The sequence below is a fragment of the Dyella thiooxydans genome (assembly GCF_001641285.1).
In the GTDB taxonomy this organism is placed as follows: Bacteria; Pseudomonadota; Gammaproteobacteria; order Xanthomonadales; family Rhodanobacteraceae; genus Dyella_A; species Dyella_A thiooxydans.
In genome coordinates this window covers 3,943,009-3,960,376 of record NZ_CP014841.1, presented here as the reverse complement: position 1 = coordinate 3,960,376, position 17,368 = coordinate 3,943,009, and the positions used below count along the sequence as shown (strand labels likewise).

The window sequence follows — 17,368 nt, the reverse complement described above, 5'->3', positions numbered from 1 at the left end:
ATGGAGCCCGCCATGAGCGAACGCGAGACGATGGAATACGACGTGGTGGTGGTGGGTGCAGGCCCCGCCGGCCTGTCCTTCGCCATCCGGCTCAAGCAGCTGCAGCCGGATACATCCATATGCGTGATCGAGAAGGCCTCGACCATCGGTGCGCAGATCCTCTCCGGCGCGGTGATCGAGGCGCAGCCGCTGGACGCCCTGCTGCCGGGCTGGCGCGACAATCCGCCGCCGATCTGCGTGCCGGCCACCGACGACGAGTTCTGGCTGCTCAACAAGACCGGCGGCCGCAAGCTGCCGGTGCCGCCGGGCATGAACAACCACGGCAACTTCATCGTCTCGCTTGGCGCGATGTGCGCCTGGCTGGCGCCGCAGGCCGAAGCGCTGGGCGTGGATGTGTTCCCCGGCTTCGCCGCCGCCGACACTGTCCATAACGAGGACGGCTCGGTCGCCGGCGTGCGGATCGGCGACATGGGCGTGGCGAAGGACGGCTCGCACAAGCCGGGCTACACCCAGGGCATCGACATCAAGGCCAGGGTCACCGTGCTGGCCGAGGGCGCGCGCGGCAGCCTGACCAAGCAGCTGATCAAGCGCTTCAGGCTCGACGCGGACAGCGACCCGCAGGGCTACTCGATCGGTATCAAGGAGCTGTGGCAGGTACCGGCCGGCCGCGTGACCCCGGGCAAGATCGTGCACAGCGTGGGCTGGCCCGCCGACAGCCGCACCTACGGCGGCAGCTTCCTCTATCACCTGGACGGCGACCGCATCGCGCTGGGCTACGTCAGCGGCCTGGACTACACCGACCCGAACTACCAGCCGTGGGAAGCCTTTCAGCAGTGGAAGAACCACCCGATGGTCAAGCCGCTGCTCGAGGGCGGCAGCATCCTCTCGGCCGGCGCCCGTGCCATCGTCACCGGCGGCTACCAGTCGCTGCCGAAGGTGGAGATGCCCGGCGCGCTGCTGATCGGCGACACCGCCGGCCTGCTCAACGTGCCGAAGATCAAGGGCACCCACCAGGCGATCAGGAGCGGCATGCTCGCCGCCGAGCACCTGGTGGCCCATGACCTCAAGCCCGCCGGCTTCGACGCGAAGCTGCGCGGCTCGGAGGTGATGGCCGAGCTGAAGAAGGTGCGCAACATCAAGCCCGGCTTCAAGAAGGGCCTGTGGTTCGGCATGGTGAATGCCGCGTGGGAAACCGCCGTCGGCGGCGCCTCGCCGTGGACGCTGAAGAACAAGGCCGACTGGTCGATGCTGCACAAGCTCGGCCAGCAGGAAGAGCCGAAGCGCGACTACGTGTCGCGCGAACTGCCCCCGCGCGACCGCCTTGCCGCCGTCTACTTCGCCGCCACCGAACACGACGAAGACCAGCCGGTGCACCTGCAGGTCGCCGACACCTCGGTCTGCGTGACGAAGTGCGCCGAGGAGTACGGCAACCCCTGCACCCGCTTCTGTCCCGCCAACGTCTACGAGATCGTCGACGACGAGGCGGGCAAGCGCCTGCAGATCAACGCCGCCAACTGCGTGCACTGCAAGACCTGCGACATCAAGGACCCGTACCAGATCATCAACTGGGTCACGCCGGAAGGCGGGTCGGGACCGAATTACCAGAATTTGTGAGCAGCACACTCACCTGGCGCATCCAGCGCCTCCTGTATCTCTCCCGGCGCGCCCGGGGCAGCATCGCATTGCGCGGCTGGGCGGGGACGCTCCGGCATCTTCTCCAGCGCCGCGCGAACATGTCCGGCGGCCATGCCTCCGAGACCACCATCCCGACTGCCGCTGCGCCCTTGGCGAGACTGATCACAGGAAGGCCGATACGCCGCATGCTGGTCATCGACAGTGTGGCACCGGATCCAACCCGTGATTCCGGCTCTGTACGCGCATGCCACATGCTCCATCTGCTGCACGAAGACGGGTGGGAGCTCGACTTTCTCGCCAGCGACGGCTTTTCCAGCACCGCGGACGTCGTCCGCCTGGCCAACATGGGGGTGCGTTACATCCAGTCATCCCCTTTGCGATGGCTACGAGAACACGGGCAGCAACTGGAGGCCGTTCTGCTCAGCCGGGTGAGCACCGCCACGCAGTACCTAGGACTGATCCGCCGTCACGCGCCCCAGGCAAAAGTCATATTCGACACGGTGGATCTGCATTACCTGCGCGAGCAGCGGGCCGCCCGCTTGAGCGGGAGCAGGCAGCTCAGCCGCCATGCCGAGCGGTCTCGCCGCCGCGAGTGGCAGGCCATCACCCATAGCGATGTGACCCTGGTGGTAAGCACCGAGGAACAGGCCGCACTGGCGCGTGACCTCCCCGGAAGTAGGGTGGAACTGCTCAGCAATATCCATGAGGTGCATGGACGCCGGCAGGGCTTCAACGAGCGTAAGGGCCTTCTCTTCATCGGCGGCTTCGGCCACCCCCCCAATGCCGACGCCGTGCGGTGGTTCGCCACGGATATCCTGCCCCTGCTGCTTAGGGAGGAACCGGAGCTCACCCTGCATGTCGCGGGAGACGTCGACACCACATCGCGGCAAGCGCTGTCCCGGCCGGGTCTGACGCTCCACGGCAGGGTGGCCGATCTCGAGCCACTGCTGGAGAGTTGTCGCGTCTCCGTCGCTCCACTGCGATTCGGCGCCGGGGTCAAGGGCAAGGTAAACCACGCCATGAGCTACGGACTGCCTGTGGTGGTCACCCCGATCGCGGCGGAGGGCATGCACCTGACCGATGGTGTCGACGCGCTCATCGCAGCCGACGCACAGGAGTTCGCCGCAGCGGTGCTGCGCCTTTACCGCGACCAGCGACTGTGGACGCAACTGTCCGAGGGCTCGTTGGCGAATGTGCGTACGCATTTCTCTATTGAACTCGCTCGTCGCACCCTGCGCAGGGTCTTGGCCGAGCCCGGGCAATCCTCCTCGACCGGAGCATGACGTGCGACGACTGCTCACACCTCTGCGGGCCTGGCTTGCAAGCCGGCCCGAGTTGCGCCGCCGCCTGACCCGATTGATCAGTCGCATCCCGGCACTCGACATGCGCCTCCGCCGACTCCTCCACACGGCGGAGCCCCGGGGCGACCATCACAGGATCGATAGCGCGCACCTGTCGGAAGAAGCACGACTGGTCATGGATCGGCTTCGTGCACGGAGCCACCGCCGATGAAGCTGCTGCTCGACATGCAGGGGGCCCAGTCCCAGAGTCGCTATCGCGGCATCGGCCGCTATACGCTGGAACTGGGCCGGGCCATGGCGACCCGTCCCCTTCCGGGGATGGATCTCCACTTTGCGCTGAACATGCAATTCGGAGAAGCGGCCGACGCGGCCATTTCCGCCCTTGGGCCACACGCCGATACCGCACACCGACTCTGTTACCGGTCTCTCGAAGACGTGTCCTTCGTTGCGCCTTCCAACGAGGTCCGCCGGCATGCTGCAGAAGCGATCGTCGCGCACGCTTTCGAGCAGTCGGGCGCCGACGTCGTGTGGTACAGCAGTGTTGTGGAGGGGTACCACGAAGACGTGGTGATCCCGGCGCGCTCCCTGCACACGGCACGCTCGGTCGCGACGCTGTACGACCTGATCCCGTTGCATGAGCCGGATACCTACCTGAATCACCCGCGCCTTCGTCACTGGTACGACACGCGCGTAAAGACGCTGATGCAATGCGACCTGCTGCTGGCAATCTCGGAATGGGCTCGCACCGATGCCATCGACCGGCTGGGGCTCGTGCCCGAACGCGTGGTGAACATCGGTGCGGGAGTGGATCCGCTCTTCCGGCCTCCCGCTATCCCCGGACCGCTGGCTGCCTCCTTGGCACACGCACTGGGCGTACGTCAGCCTTACGTGCTCTACAACGGGGGACTCGACCCACGCAAGAACGTACCCAGGCTCATCGAAGCATTCGCCCGTCTGCCCGAAAACGTCCGCAACCGCCACCAATTGGTGATCGTCGGCCGCACCTCCGCCGAGCAAATGGCCACGCTGTCGGCCGCTGTGCGAAAGGCCGGCCTGCCGGCCGCGACGGTGATCTTCGCGGGTTACGTTTCTGACCAGATGCTCGTCGAGCTGTACGCACGCTGCGCGCTCTTCGTATTCCCATCACTGCTGGAAGGCTTCGGCCTCTCCCCGCTGGAGGCGATGTCCTGCGGGGCAGCGGTGCTTTCCAGTCGTGCCGCGAGCCTGGCGGAAGTGGTCGGTTGCGAGGACGCCATGTTCGACCCGACCGATGCCCTGGCCATGTCGGAAAAGATGCGGCAAGGCCTGGAAGACCCCGGGTTCAACGCCTTCCTGCGCCACCATGGAAAAGCGCAATCTGCCAGATTTTCCTGGCAGGACACTGCTGCGCGCGCATATCAAGCGATCGATGCGTTGCCGGACCGCCGGATGGCGAGCGCCCGCAGCAGTGCAATCACCGTCCGCGCATCGTCGGTCGTGTGCCTGCATTCCGGCAGGCCACCGGGCTGGGTCGAGGCAATTCGGGGCCTCGCAAAGTGCGAGGCCGCCGAGCTGCCAGGGGACATCAGCCAGGCCAGCGACGCCTTGCGTCTGCAACTCGTCGCCACCGACCACATTGTCTACGCGCTTCCCCTCAGTGACGTTTGGCGTATGCCCTCCTGGCTCCAGGCCTGGCCGGGGACATTGGTGATCGAGCATGACGCCGAACCCTTGCACAGCGGAGGCTCCGCGCTGTTTCGAGCGCGCTACCGCGCCGGTGGCTATGCCGCCTGCCTCGATCCCCTGGCGACCATCCCGTTGCGCCTGGGAGAACGCTGCCTCGGCGTCGTATTCGATGAAGGCTGTTCTCCGACCGCTCTCTCCATTGATCCCGCGGTACCGCATGACTGCTTTTCTCCGGCCACGCACCCCGATCGCCTGATCTCCCGCCTCCTGGCATGGAGAGAGACATCTGCGGCCTCCAGTGAAAGTCGCCTGCTGGACGAACTGGCCGGCGATGCGACCGCAAGACTGGCCGATGACGAACTGGCCGCCATCAGCGACGCGATCGTCGCTGCACGCCCCTCCGCCCATGCACACCGCTGGCTGATCGATGTATCGCAGATTGCCCGGAACGACCTGGGCACCGGCGTACAACGTGTGGTGCGCTCGGTTCTCCGGCAATGGCTCCTGCATCCACCGCTGGGGATACGCATCGAACCGGTCGCCTTTGTGGAGGGGCACTTCCGCTTTGCCCGGCGCTACACGCTTGGCCTGATGGGAATCGATGCCGGGCAGTTGGACGATGACTTCGTCGCACCGGCCCTGGGAGACCAATACGTGGGCCTGGACTGGTCCGCCGAGACCATGGCCGCCGCTGCACCGGTATTGCAGGACTGGCATCGCCTGGGAGTAGGCATGCACTTTGTGGTGCACGACCTGCTTCCGTTGTCGCAACCCGAGGCGTTTCACCCATTCGCCCGCGAGCTTTTCCTCGGCTGGCTGCAGCTCGCCTCCCACGTGGCCGATGCCTTTCACTGTGTTTCGCGGGCCACGGCATCCGAGCTGGAGCAGTGGCTGGGCAACGGCGGAGCGCCGTTCCAGTTCGGGCGGCAGCCCGCAGTGGACTGCTTTCCTCTCGGAGTCGAAATAACGACGTGCGCCAGCGCCCCCGGTGAACTCCCCCTGCTACTGGCAGACGCGATGGCTGCACGTCCCTCGCTGCTCATGGTCGGCACGCTCGAGCCGCGCAAGGCGCATGCACAGGCACTGGGTGCGGCGGAGCATCTGTGGAACCAGGGAGTGGACGTCAACCTGGTGATCGTGGGGCGCTACGGCTGGCTGGTCGAAGACCTCGCCCGGCGGCTGGAACAGCATCCGGAGCAGAGCCACCGCCTGTTCTGGCTTCGGGACATCGGCGATCCCGCACTGGAAGCGATCTACCGGAAAGCATCGGTTCTACTCGCACCGTCCCTCGGCGAGGGTTTCGGCCTGCCACTGGTCGAGGCCGCACAGCGCAGTCTGCCGGTAATCGCCCGAGACCTGCCAGTATTCCGCGAGGTCATGGGCGACTATCCGGTCTATTTCCAGGGTCAAGAGCCCGGGGATCTTGCCCGCGTGCTGGCCGCATGGCTGGGCAACACCCCTCCACCGGCACCGAAGCGGGACTGGCCCAATTGGGCCCAGAGCGCGCAAACCCTGGCAGCAGCCATCCAAAAGCTCTCCCCGGGATGACCGGACCTCAAACGATCGTTTGATCCGAGCCAGTCATGCATAATTACGGCTTTGGCCACCCCCGCCCGGTGGAAAGACTCCCAAGGAACTGCACATGAAGATTCTGGTCGGCTACAAGCGCGTCGTGGACTACAACGTCCGCATCCAGGTCAAGCCCGACGGCACCGGCGTGGTGACCGACGGCGTGAAGCTCTCCGCCAATCCGTTCGACGACATCGCCCTGGAAGAGGCACTGCGCCTGCGCGAGAAGGGCGTGGCGACCGAGGTGGTGGTGGTGGGCATCGGCCCGGCCGACCTCACCGCGCACCTGCGCAACGGCCTGGCGATGGGCGCCAACCGAGCCATCCACGTGGTCACCGCCGATGCCGTGCAGCCGCTCAGCGCGGCGCGCGCCTTCCTCAGGCTGGTCGAGAAGGAGCAGCCCGGCCTGGTGCTTATGGGCAAGCAGGCGATCGACGACGACGCCAACCAGACCGGCCAGATGTTGGCCGCGCTGTGGGACCGCCCGCAGGCCACTTTCGCCAGCAAGCTGGAGATCGCCGACGGCAAGGCCACGGTGACCCGCGAAGTGGATGCCGGCCTGGAAGTGATCGAAGCCGAGCTGCCCGCCGTGGTCACCACCGACCTGCGCCTCAACGAGCCGCGCTTCATCAAGCTGCCGGACATCATGAAGGCCAAATCCAAGCCGATCGACACGATCGAGTTCGCCTCGCTGGGCGTGGAAGCGCACGACCACCTCACCACCACCCACTACGCCGCGCCGGCCAAGCGCAGCAAGGGCGTGATGGTGAAGGACGCCGCCGAACTGGTCGCCGCCCTCAAGCAGAAGGGCCTGCTGTAATTCCTCTTCGCGTCCCGCCCTCCCGCAGGGCAGGACAGGCGCTACGCGTCGAACGCGCATCGCCGACACCACTGGAGACACCTTCATGAGCAAGATCCTGGTCATCGCCGAGCACCTGCACGGCAAGCTCAACCCGGCCACCGCGCGCGCCGTGAGCGCCGCTGCCGCCGTCAAGGCCGAAGCCATCGACGTCCTGGTGCTGGCCGACAACGTCGACGCCATCGCCGCCGAAGCCGCTGCCATCGAGGGCGTGAGCCGCGTGCTCAGCGTTGCCCGCGCGGAGAACGCGCACGCGCTGGCCGCCGTGCTGGCGCCGCAGATCGCCAAGGCCGCCGCCGGCTACAGCCACGTGTTCGCGCCGTCCACCACCTTCGGCAAGGACCTCGCCCCCCGCGTGGCCGCCCTGCTCGGCGTGGCCCAGGTCAGCGACGTGATGAGCGTGGAAGGTACGCATACCTTCAAGCGCCCGATCTACGCCGGCAACGCCATCGTCACCGTCGAGGCCAACCCGGCGCACGCCGTGGTCGCCACCATCCGCACCGCCTCCTGGCCGGCCGCCGCGAACGGTGCAGGCAAGGCTCCGGTGGAAGCGCTGGCGCTCGACGTCGCCCTGCCCTCGCACACCCGCTTCGTCGAACTGCAGCAGGGCTCGAGCGACCGCCCCGACCTGCAGAGCGCCAGCAAGGTGGTGTCCGGCGGCCGCGGCGTGGGCTCCAAGGAGAACTTCGAGATCATCTACAAGCTCGCCGACAAGATCGGCGCGGCCGTCGGTGCCTCGCGTGCGGCGGTCGACGCTGGCTACGTGCCGAACGAACTGCAGGTCGGCCAGACCGGCAAGATCATCGCCCCCGAGCTGTACATGGCGATCGGCATCTCCGGCGCCATCCAGCACCTCACCGGCATCAAAGACGCCGGCACCATCGTGGCGATCAACAAGGACGGCGAGGCGCCGATCTTCGAGGTAGCCGACATCGGCCTGGTCGGCGACCTGTTCAAGATCATTCCGGAACTAGGCGAGCTGCTCTAAAAAGCGGGTGACATGCGAATTCTCTTTGTAACTCGCAAATACCCACCCTCGGTCGGGGGTATGGAGGTCTACTCCCGAGAGCTCTATCAGGCCCTTTCCGACAAGAGCGCAGACATCAAGCTGCATTGCCCGACCAAGCCGATCATCGGAAAACCGTCCCTGCTGCAGATGCTCGAATTCTCGTGGACGGCGGCCAGAGCCGTCTGGCGTTATCGGAAGAGCATCGACATCCTGCTTCTTGGCGATGTGCTTCTGACCCCCCTGTCCCTTGTTGCCAAGCTGTTTTGCGGCAGCCACCTGAAGGTGGTTGCCGCGGCACATGGAAACGATGTGTATTTCGCTCAAAATCGATCCGTCAAAGGGTGGATATACCGGTTAGGGGTCAGGTCGTTTTCCAGGCACGTAGACCTCCTCATCGCCAACAGCCTCGACACGGAAAGTGCCGCAGAGAAACTCGGGTTCTCCCCAACAACCAGAGTTCCCTTGGGCACCACCATCCCCAATGCGACAAGTCCCAGCCGGATTACCGAGTCTGCCATTCTCTTCGCCGGGCGCCTCAACAGATGCAAGGGGCTTGCATGGTTCGTGAGCGAGGTTCTTCCCAAGTTGCCTCCTGACATCCGCCTGATCGTGGCGGGTCCCAAGTGGCATGACAGCGAACTGGACGCGGTGCTCTCAACGCACCGGGCGGACTACCTGGGAGCGGTGACCCGAGCGGAGCTGGATGAGCTTCGCAGACACGTCATCGCTACCGTGATGCCGAATTTGCCAGCGAGCATTTCCGGCCAGAACGAGGGCTTTGGCCTGGCTGCGCTCGAATCTGCTGCGGTTGGCATCCCTGTCGTGGCATCAAGGCTCGGAGGGTTGTCGGAGGCCGTGGTTGAGGGCATCACCGGATTCCTCGTCGAACCGACGAATGCGGATGCGTTCGCAGAAAAAATCAACGAGATCGCGCATTGGTCCCCGGACGAGCGGATGAACTTTGCCGCCAGGGCAACCCAGGAGATCGAGCAGCGCTTTACCTGGGATCGTGTCGCCCAGGAATATCTGAGCTGCTTTGAAACACTCATCACGAAGAGCGGTGGCGCGAGCGTCGGCGGCTCGTCCTAATTACTCACTGATTCAGCCGGGCTACGCAAAGAACTATGAATCTGAATGGATACAGCGTAGTGACCGTCGCTCTCGGCCTTCGCTCGCTGCTCCTCAGCGGCCTGATGGTCTTGTTGGCCCGATCGTTCGGAACCTCCCTTTATGGAGGCTACGCAACGGCGGCGAGCATTGGCGGATTTCTCTCTACGTTTTCCGGCCTTGGCGCAGGCCCCCTGCATGTGCGGGAGGTCGCTCTCGGCGAACATCTTTTCGAAGCGAGCTTCGACAGGATGATCCGAAGGATCATCCGCACCACTCCGATTCTTCTCGCTCTTACCGCTCTACTCACCTGGCTTCTGATACCCGGCAGCCTTCCCCTGGGTTCGCTGTGCATCCTGGCATTGGGCGAATACCTCTCAGGGGTCGCATCGGATACCTGGATGCGGTCAATGCAGTCCCGGGAGCGATTCCCCGGAATGGGGATCGCGGTCTGCGCGATCCCTTTGGCAAAGATTCTTCTTGGTGGAGCAATCCTCTGGTCCGGATACCTCTCTCTCGAAGCATGGGCCTGGGCATCCTTCCTGACGGGAGGAATGGCTTTCATCCTGGTCTGCTTCGCCGGCCTATCGTCTTCCGCGTCCCGCGATGACGTGGCATCGGGCGCGAAGCCGGAGAAGGCCTTCGGCGCCATCGGATTCGCCATCGCGTCTGCTTCCTCCCGCGTACACGGAGACGCAGACAAGGTTGTCCTGACCCGACTGGCCAGCCCAACGGTCACCGGCCAGTACACGGTCGCGTATCGATTGACGGACGTACTCACGCTTCCCGTCGTGGCTGGCGCCGAGCGACTGCTCCCCAGACTCTTCAAGATTGGAGCGGAACGATCGACCGAATCGCACGCTGACCTGCTCAAGATGAGCATCGCCGGCGCCAGCTTGGCACTCACGTTGAGCGCAATCACCTACGCGGTCGCGCCACTGCTTCCGTGGGTCTTCGGTGCCGAATTCCAGGCATCCGTCAACATGGCTCGCGCTCTGTCGTTCGTCCCGGCAAGCATGACCTTGTGGGTAATGGTCCGCTCCTACGCCGGGACCAATGGCTTCGAGCACGCCATGGGCCTGTTCGAGCTGTTCGGCGCCGGCTTCAACGTTGCAGCCTCGTTGCTCCTCGTGATGCGATTCGGATGGTCAGGTGCGGTCATGGCGACGTACCTCACCCATCTTTCGATGGCGTCGACCCTTACCCTGTGGATAGCCTACCGACGGAAGTTCATCCGCCGCTAACCGGCCTACCCGGCGGCACCCGCCATGCCAACAGCTGACCAACAAAACGAACCGCAATGGATACCCCGACATGCCCCTGAAGATCTGGCTGCCAGCGATACGCGCCCTCAGCGGTGGTGACGTATACGTTCGACGCCTTGCGGCGGCCCTATCCAAGGCCGGCGCAGATCCGGTCATCGAGTGGTTGCCACACAGCTATCAGTATTTCCCTCAACTGTTGCATGGCCATCGAAAGCCCGCTGATGCCGACATCGTGGATGCCAACAGTTGGATCGCCTTCGCATTCCGGCGGCCGGGCCTGCCGCTGGTCGCCACCGCACTCCATTGCGTCTATAAGCGGGGGTATCCCGAATGGAAGTCGCGGCCCCAGGCCATTTACCACGACTATCTGGTAGGAATGTTCGAGCGACGCTCCTTCTCGAGAGCCGATGCCACCATCGCGATAAGCCAGTCGACGCATGACGAAGTCATGGAGGATTTCGCGCCCCGTCGCATCCAGACCATTCCGCTCTGGGTCGACGTGGATCGCTACACCCCGGCGAGGGGCAGCACGGCGTCAGCGAAAGCTTCCAGGCCATCCCGAATATTGATCGTGGGCAACATGAGCCGGCGCAAGGGTGGAGATCTTATCGCCCCGTTCTGCGACGCCCTCGGGCCGAGCTTCGAGGTAACGGTGGTGGCTGGCCTCCGTGGCGACACGCCGGATGTGTCGCCGCGGGGCGCCTCCCTGAGTTTCCTCAAAGGACTCAGCGAATCCGAGCTTATCGGTCAATATCAAGGCGCCGACATAGTCGTCTCGTTGAGCCGGCACGAAGGATTCGGCTACACGGCACTCGAAGGGATGGCATGCGGCAAACCCGTCGTGGCCTTCCGGGTTTCCGGCCTCAAGGACGTCATCGAAGATGGTGAAACCGGATGGCTTGTCGATGTAGACGATGTCGCCGCCATGGCAAGAGCATGCCATGTACTGAGGCTTGATCCGCCGAAAGCAGCCGAACTCGGTGAAAAAGGACGTGAACGCGCGATCCGGCTTTTCAGCGAGGATGTAGCCGCCGCAGCCCATCTGGATCTCTATCAGAGTCTGTTGGACACCCGGCCCTAGCCCACCTACTTCAGGGAGTCCTTCGAATGAATCCGTCAATACTGAACCTTGGCTGCGGTGAAGACTATGTCGAAGGTGCGACGAACGTCGATTTCTATGCTGAGCGCACTGATGTCCGCCATGACCTAAACTGCATCCCTTACCCTTTTGAGGACAACAGTTTCGATATCATTCGTTGTATGAATGTGATCGAGCATCTGGACGACGTCTTCCAGACGATGGCCGAGATCCACCGCATTGGAAAGCCGGGAGGACTGGTCGAAATAAGAGTTCCCCATTTTCGAAGCGCTTGCCTTTACGAGGACATTACCCACAAGCGGGGTTTCGCCTGGCGGACCTTGGATATCTTCTGTGACAGGGGAACAATTTACGGCAATTACTCAAGGACCCTGTTCACCATAGAATCCCGGAGATACACGCCGTACAAGCTCCGCTGGCTGTACGACCTGCTGTCGAAGATCCCGGTGCTCACCGACAACCTTCTCAGCAAATATGTCCCGATGGCCTCGATCTACTTCCGGCTGCGAATCGTCAAGTAGCCTGCCCACCAGCAGGCATGCGAGAGCGATGAGCACTTCATCCGTGCAGGCCAACCTGGCGGAGACAGGACATCATCCGTTTCGCGTATCCGGGAGAGGGCCCGCTCCGACTCCGCGACGTCGGACGAGGGGATTCGTGTTTCGCAGACCCGGTCCCACGCGCTGCGTCTGGATTGCGCGGAAGGTGGCAGGCCACAATGGCACCTTGCCGCCGCCGCAACGTGTTTGAAGCGATAATGGACGCTTATGAAACTCATCATCCAGATCCCCTGCCTCAATGAATCCGAGACATTGGCCATCGCCCTGGCGGATCTGCCTCGGGTAGTCGATGGCTTCGACATCGTGGAATGGCTGATCATCGACGACGGCTCCACCGACAACACGGCAGAAGTTGCCAGGGCCCATGGGGTGCACCATGTGGTCCGGCACCCCGTGAACCGCGGCCTCGCCGAGGCATTCATGACAGGGATCGATGCATGCCTGAGGCTGGGTGCCGACGTCATCGTCAACACCGACGCGGACAACCAGTACAGCGGCGCGGATATCGGAAACCTCACGCCCCCAATCCTCTCGGGTGAGGCCGATATCGTCATCGGCGCCCGCCCGATCGACCAGACCGAGCACTTTTCCTGGATCAAGAAGAAGCTGCAGCGTCTTGGGAGCTGGGCGGTGCGGATGGCCAGCGGCACTGATGTAGCTGACGCCCCGAGCGGCTTCCGCGCGATCTCACGCGAGGCAGCCATGCGACTGAACGTGTTCAACGCCTACACCTACACCCTGGAGACGATCATCCAGGCAGGTCGCAGCAACATGCGTATCGCATCGGTGCCGGTGCGCACCAATGCCGATCTCCGCCCTTCCCGCCTGGTCAAGAGCATCTCCAGCTACGTCAAGCGCTCGCTGGGCACCATCCTGCGGGTATTCATCATCTATCGACCTCTGGCCTTTTTTGCCTGGATCGGCGGGGCAGTGTTCGCACTTGGACTCGTGGCGGGGTTCCGTTTCCTCTACTTCTATGCCATCGGCTCAGGTGAAGGCCATGTGCAATCGGTTATTTTCAGCGCGCTATGCATCATTTCAGGCCTACTGCTGGGGATGATGGGCATGGTCGGCGACCTTATCGCGACCAACCGAAAGCTGCTCGAGCGCATCGACCTGCGCCTGCAGCACCTGGAACATCGCGACGACCACCCCCGACGTTGACATCACGCTGCTGAGCCTTATCAGTTTCACGGAGACACACGCATGATCATTCCTGTCATCCTCAGTGGCGGCAGCGGCACCCGGTTGTGGCCGCTTTCGCGCAAGAACCTTCCCAAGCAGTTCCTGCCGCTGGCCGGAGACTCGAGCCTGTTCCAGCAAACCGTCGAGCGCGCGAGCCAATTGGGAGACGTGGGCGCGCCGATCGTGGTTTGCAGCGACGATCACCGGTTCCTGGTCGCTGAGCAGCTGCTGCAAATGAAGGTCGGCGGTGCGTCGATCATCCTCGAGCCCGCTCCCCGCAACACTGCGCCCGCTATCGCCCTGGCAGCCCTGCAGGCGCTGCAACGCGATCCCGACGCGGTCATGCTTGTGCTGCCGGCCGACCACCTCATCGGCGACACCGCGAGCTTCCAGCATGCGGTCGAACAGGCGTTGCCCGTGGCCACCAACGACTGGCTCGTGACCTTCGGTATTCGCCCCGAGGCCGCCGAGACAGGCTTCGGTTATATCCGTCGCGGCGAGGCGCTGGAACATGCTTTCCGCGTTGCACAGTTCGTGGAGAAGCCCGATGCATCCACCGCCCAGCGCTACGTCGACGATGGAGGCTACGACTGGAACTCGGGCATGTTCATGTTCAAGGCCGCACGTTACATGGAAGAGCTGGACCGCCACGCCCCGGCCATCGCAGCTGCCGTCCGTGCCGCGTTCGCCCGAGCCAAGAGCGACCTCGACTTCGTGCGCATCGATCCGGCCACGTTCATCGCCAGCCCGGAGGATTCGATCGACTATGCAGTGATGGAGAAAACCGACCGAGCAGCGGTCGTCCCGGTAAGCTGCGGCTGGAGCGACATCGGCTCATGGGCTGCACTCTGGGCGGCCGCCGACAAGGACGACTCGGGCAACCGGCTGGAAGGCGACGTCATCGCCATCGACAGCCGCAACTGTCTGGTTCGCTCCAGCGAACGCCGCTTGGTGGCCACCATCGGAGTCGATGACCTGGTGGTGATCGATACACCCGACGCCACCCTGGTGGCATCCCGCGAGCGCTCGCAGGACGTCAAGAAGCTCGTCGACCAGCTCAAGGCCGCCGGCCGGCCGGAGCATGTGTTCCATCGCAAGGTCTACCGTCCATGGGGCAACTACGACTCGATCGACATGGGCGAGCGTTTTCAGGTCAAGCGCATCGTGGTCAAGCCCGGCGCGGCATTGAGCCTGCAAAAACATCACCACCGTGCGGAGCACTGGATCGTCGTTTCGGGGACGGCCGAGGTCACTCGCGACGAAGAGGTATTTCTGCTCAGCGAGAATCAGAGCACATACCTGCCGCTTGGCAGCGTGCACAGGCTACGCAATGTCGGCAAGGTACCCCTTGAGCTCATCGAAGTGCAGTCTGGCAGTTACCTAGGCGAAGACGACATCGTGCGCTTCGAGGATGTCTACGGACGCGCTTGATATCGGTTACGGCGAACCACAAGCCGGCCGTTAGGGTGGCAGCATCGTTTACGAATCGAGTCGGGCGCCGAATTGCGAAGACAGGAATTGCGCTAAGAAGCTCGCTATCGCGCCTCATCCTTCGATGGGGCCGGTGGCATCGGAAGCGCCTCCACGGACTTGAGCCCCAACGCCAGCACGCGCCCGTCATTTCCCAGGCCGACAGACCTCGGACTCACGGCGTCGGGCAAGTCGAAATCGATTCTGAGTTTCCGTTCTGCCTCGAGAAGCTCAGGCGAGATATCGACGTTAAAGCCCAGAGACGTTCGTGGGTAGACAACATCGCTTGAGCTCATCACGCGGCCGTCGAGGAAAACCGTCACGCGCTGGCGCGGATGTTTTGCCGTAACCAGCAGGTTCGCCTCGAAATGCAGACGCAGCCCCCCGGACGGATGCGGCAACTGGCGATTGTCTATGACAATCCGGGCGTGCTTGCCCGACGTCCATGTGCCGAAATTCTCCGGGACGCTCCAGCCATCGGCGAGGAAGCCGCCCCACGCCCCACTGGCGTTGAAGTACCCGATCTGGCGCATTGGTAGCACGGGACGCGTCAAGCGATAAAGGTACAGGCGCTTCTGAGCTACGGGCCCGAAATCGTCCGGGTAAAGAAAGCTGTGGTCGTATGCGAAAATCTTGATACGGGTACTTCCCACCGACTCGAACCCTTGTGGGGCGACCGGAGTCGACGAGACGAGAAAGACATCGTCGTAGTGGGCATCAATTCCCGCTATGTATGCATGATTATTGAGCGAAGCATCGCTCACGCTGATCGCCGAGAGGCCGAAGGTATAGACGATCGGTGTCTTCAGCTGAGTTACGCCCGGCCAACCTGGCTGGAGGGATGTCATTAACACCACATCCCCGGAATCGACCGGCGACAGAAGCTGCTCCAGTGCCGAGTAGAGCTGATCGTTTTCAGTTTTCCCCAGCTGGGCGCTGCTCGCGTAACCCATGTACAACAACGAAGCGCCCACCAGGCATCCGGTGACCGTCTTCCACGCGCCCCTTCTCATCTGCCACCACACAACAATGAAAAGGAGTCCGAGATACGGAACCACTTCACTCAAGAAATATCGTGTGTAATAGGGCCCGTAGGGAACCGCCCACTGAAGCAAGACCGCAAAGACGAGGAAACCGCTGACAAAAAAGCGCAGGAACTCAGCCGGCGGGTCCTGACGCCGCGACATGAGCACCACGACCCCTGCCGGGAAGAGCGGCCCAAGATAGACGAGCAACGCAAAGAGGCCCGTAGCCTCCACCGACGACCACCCCATGCGTGCGAGATGCCACTGTGTGCCCAGGCCGTTGTGCAGGTATCGATTCGTCCAGCCAAGCTGGTAGATCTTGACCAATCCCGCGATGAGGCAAAGGAGAACGATCAGGCCAAGATATTTTCTCGCCCGCTCCAGCCATTGATTTGCGAGCATCACGCGCCAGCGCTCCGATCTTGATGCCAGTCCGATCAGAAGCCAGCCCCCGAGGATAACGGAAGCGGAGGCCACCAGGCCCTGGTGCCAGTGGCTCCCAAAGAGATGCTCGAATGACATCCGATAAATGTCTCGAGAATAGGTCCTTGACCAATGCAACCCATAGCGAACGGACAATGCATAAAGCGCCGTCACGATTACCGACCACAGAACCATCGACCTGCGCATTGCACGATCTTGATCGCCAATGGAACTTGCGATTGCCACAGCGACGATAAACGGTAGGTACGTGAAACCGCTAATGCGGGTCGTGAACAGGCCGGCAAACGACAGCGCCGACAACCAGAGCAAGCGCGTTCCATCTCGCCGACTTTGCTGCCGCCGCAGGTCCACGAGATATGAGAAGCCCATCAAGGAAAATGCCAGTGCCTCAATCTCCGTGACGGGAAACTTCGAAAAAAACGCATGCAATGGATTCAGCGCGAGGAACAGACCCGCAACCAGCGCGGCCTTGGGAGAGCCCGACAAGCCCAAAGCGAGCCGGTACATGAATATGACGGACAGCAGGCTAAATAAAGTGAGCGCGTAGATCTCGGCCGGTATGCTGAATATCCCGGCAAACAATGCCATCCAAACTGGGAAGAGGTGGTAAAACTGAAATTCTAGGCGAGGAGACGAATTATCGAAGCTATATATACCCGGCAAGTAGTATGCGCCACGATTCTCCTCAAGATAGGTCTTGGCGAGGGGCGTGCCGGCAAGCCGTTGCAGAGGGAGATCCTGCACCACCACCCCTCCTGATCGGAGAATGTGGTTGGCTGCGTTTACATAGATGCCTTCGTCCTGGCCGCCGAGGACGTAGTGATAACCCGGCAACCGGAAAAAGAGGCACACCAGAACCAATAGCGCGAGATGACGCCAGTCGGGCAAAGCCTCGGTATCGTGTCGAACCCCTCGCGTGAGCCAGCCATAGCCCGCTGTGATGAGCAGTGACCCGATGAGGATCTGAGGCGCCAGAAAGTGCCCTGTCAATGCAGCAGCAAGCCCTATGGCGCTGGTACTGAGCACCCACACCACTAGGAGCTCCAGCCCCCGCTCCACTCTCCTGCCCGCGATGCAATTGCCGTACGCCACTTCTCTGCGCTCCTTCCCCGATTGAAGTCTTTGGCGGCAATCGTCTCTCAGCCTGCCGAGCGGTCGCGGCAGGCTGGATCGAC

Annotated in this window: 12 protein-coding genes; 11 read left to right on the top strand and 1 reads right to left on the bottom strand. The window is 63.0% G+C overall.

Features of this window, described 5'->3' with window-relative positions; all coding sequences use genetic code 11:
* Positions 1-12 precede the first annotated feature (12 nt).
* The 11 genes from ATSB10_RS17750 (at position 13) to ATSB10_RS17700 (ending at position 14,685) form a co-directional block, all read left to right on the top strand.
* A complete protein-coding gene (locus ATSB10_RS17750) occupies positions 13-1,614 on the top strand; it encodes an electron transfer flavoprotein-ubiquinone oxidoreductase (protein WP_063674046.1) in 1,602 nt (533 codons plus the stop codon).
* Positions 1,611-2,918: a glycosyltransferase gene (locus ATSB10_RS17745; protein WP_063674045.1), complete on the top strand. Its 1,308-nt coding sequence runs from the start codon at positions 1,611-1,613 to the stop codon at positions 2,916-2,918. Before ATSB10_RS17750 ends, ATSB10_RS17745 begins: the two co-directional genes overlap by 4 nt.
* Positions 2,919-3,143: 225 nt before the next feature.
* Positions 3,144-6,149 (top strand): glycosyltransferase family 4 protein, encoded by a 3,006-nt coding sequence (locus ATSB10_RS17740; RefSeq protein WP_063674044.1) that lies wholly within the window; start codon positions 3,144-3,146, stop codon positions 6,147-6,149.
* 94 nt (positions 6,150-6,243) lie between these two features.
* The gene (locus ATSB10_RS17735; RefSeq protein ID WP_063674043.1) at positions 6,244-6,990 is read left to right on the top strand and encodes an electron transfer flavoprotein subunit beta/FixA family protein; all 747 of its coding nucleotides are present in this window, start codon (positions 6,244-6,246) and stop codon (positions 6,988-6,990) included.
* Between the two features lie 85 nt (positions 6,991-7,075).
* A complete protein-coding gene (locus ATSB10_RS17730) occupies positions 7,076-8,017 on the top strand; it encodes an electron transfer flavoprotein subunit alpha/FixB family protein (protein ID WP_063674042.1) in 942 nt (313 codons plus the stop codon).
* Positions 8,018-8,077: 60 nt separating this feature from the next.
* A complete protein-coding gene (locus ATSB10_RS17725) occupies positions 8,078-9,127 on the top strand; it encodes a glycosyltransferase family 4 protein (protein ID WP_169816732.1) in 1,050 nt (349 codons plus the stop codon).
* Positions 9,128-9,162: 35 nt separating this feature from the next.
* Positions 9,163-10,389: a lipopolysaccharide biosynthesis protein gene (locus tag ATSB10_RS17720; protein ID WP_157469351.1), complete on the top strand. Its 1,227-nt coding sequence runs from the start codon at positions 9,163-9,165 to the stop codon at positions 10,387-10,389.
* A gap of 70 nt (positions 10,390-10,459) precedes the next feature.
* Entirely contained in the window at positions 10,460-11,491 is a 1,032-nt protein-coding gene (locus tag ATSB10_RS19785) for a glycosyltransferase family 4 protein (RefSeq protein ID WP_063674039.1), read from the top strand.
* A 26-nt stretch (positions 11,492-11,517) separates the two neighbouring features.
* Positions 11,518-12,030 (top strand): class I SAM-dependent methyltransferase, encoded by a 513-nt coding sequence (locus ATSB10_RS17710; RefSeq protein ID WP_083966285.1) that lies wholly within the window; start codon positions 11,518-11,520, stop codon positions 12,028-12,030.
* 246 nt (positions 12,031-12,276) lie between these two features.
* On the top strand, positions 12,277-13,233 hold the full coding sequence (locus tag ATSB10_RS17705; protein ID WP_063674037.1) for a glycosyltransferase family 2 protein: 957 nt from the start codon (positions 12,277-12,279) through the stop codon (positions 13,231-13,233).
* A 42-nt stretch (positions 13,234-13,275) separates the two neighbouring features.
* Positions 13,276-14,685 (top strand): mannose-1-phosphate guanylyltransferase/mannose-6-phosphate isomerase, encoded by a 1,410-nt coding sequence (locus ATSB10_RS17700; protein WP_063674036.1) that lies wholly within the window; start codon positions 13,276-13,278, stop codon positions 14,683-14,685.
* A gap of 104 nt (positions 14,686-14,789) precedes the next feature.
* On the opposite strand, the gene ATSB10_RS17695 is transcribed toward ATSB10_RS17700, so the two are convergent.
* Positions 14,790-17,285 carry a phospholipid carrier-dependent glycosyltransferase gene (locus ATSB10_RS17695; RefSeq protein WP_063674035.1) on the bottom strand — a complete coding sequence of 832 codons (2,496 nt, stop codon included), beginning with the start codon at positions 17,283-17,285 and terminating at the stop codon, positions 14,790-14,792.
* Positions 17,286-17,368 lie beyond the last annotated feature (83 nt).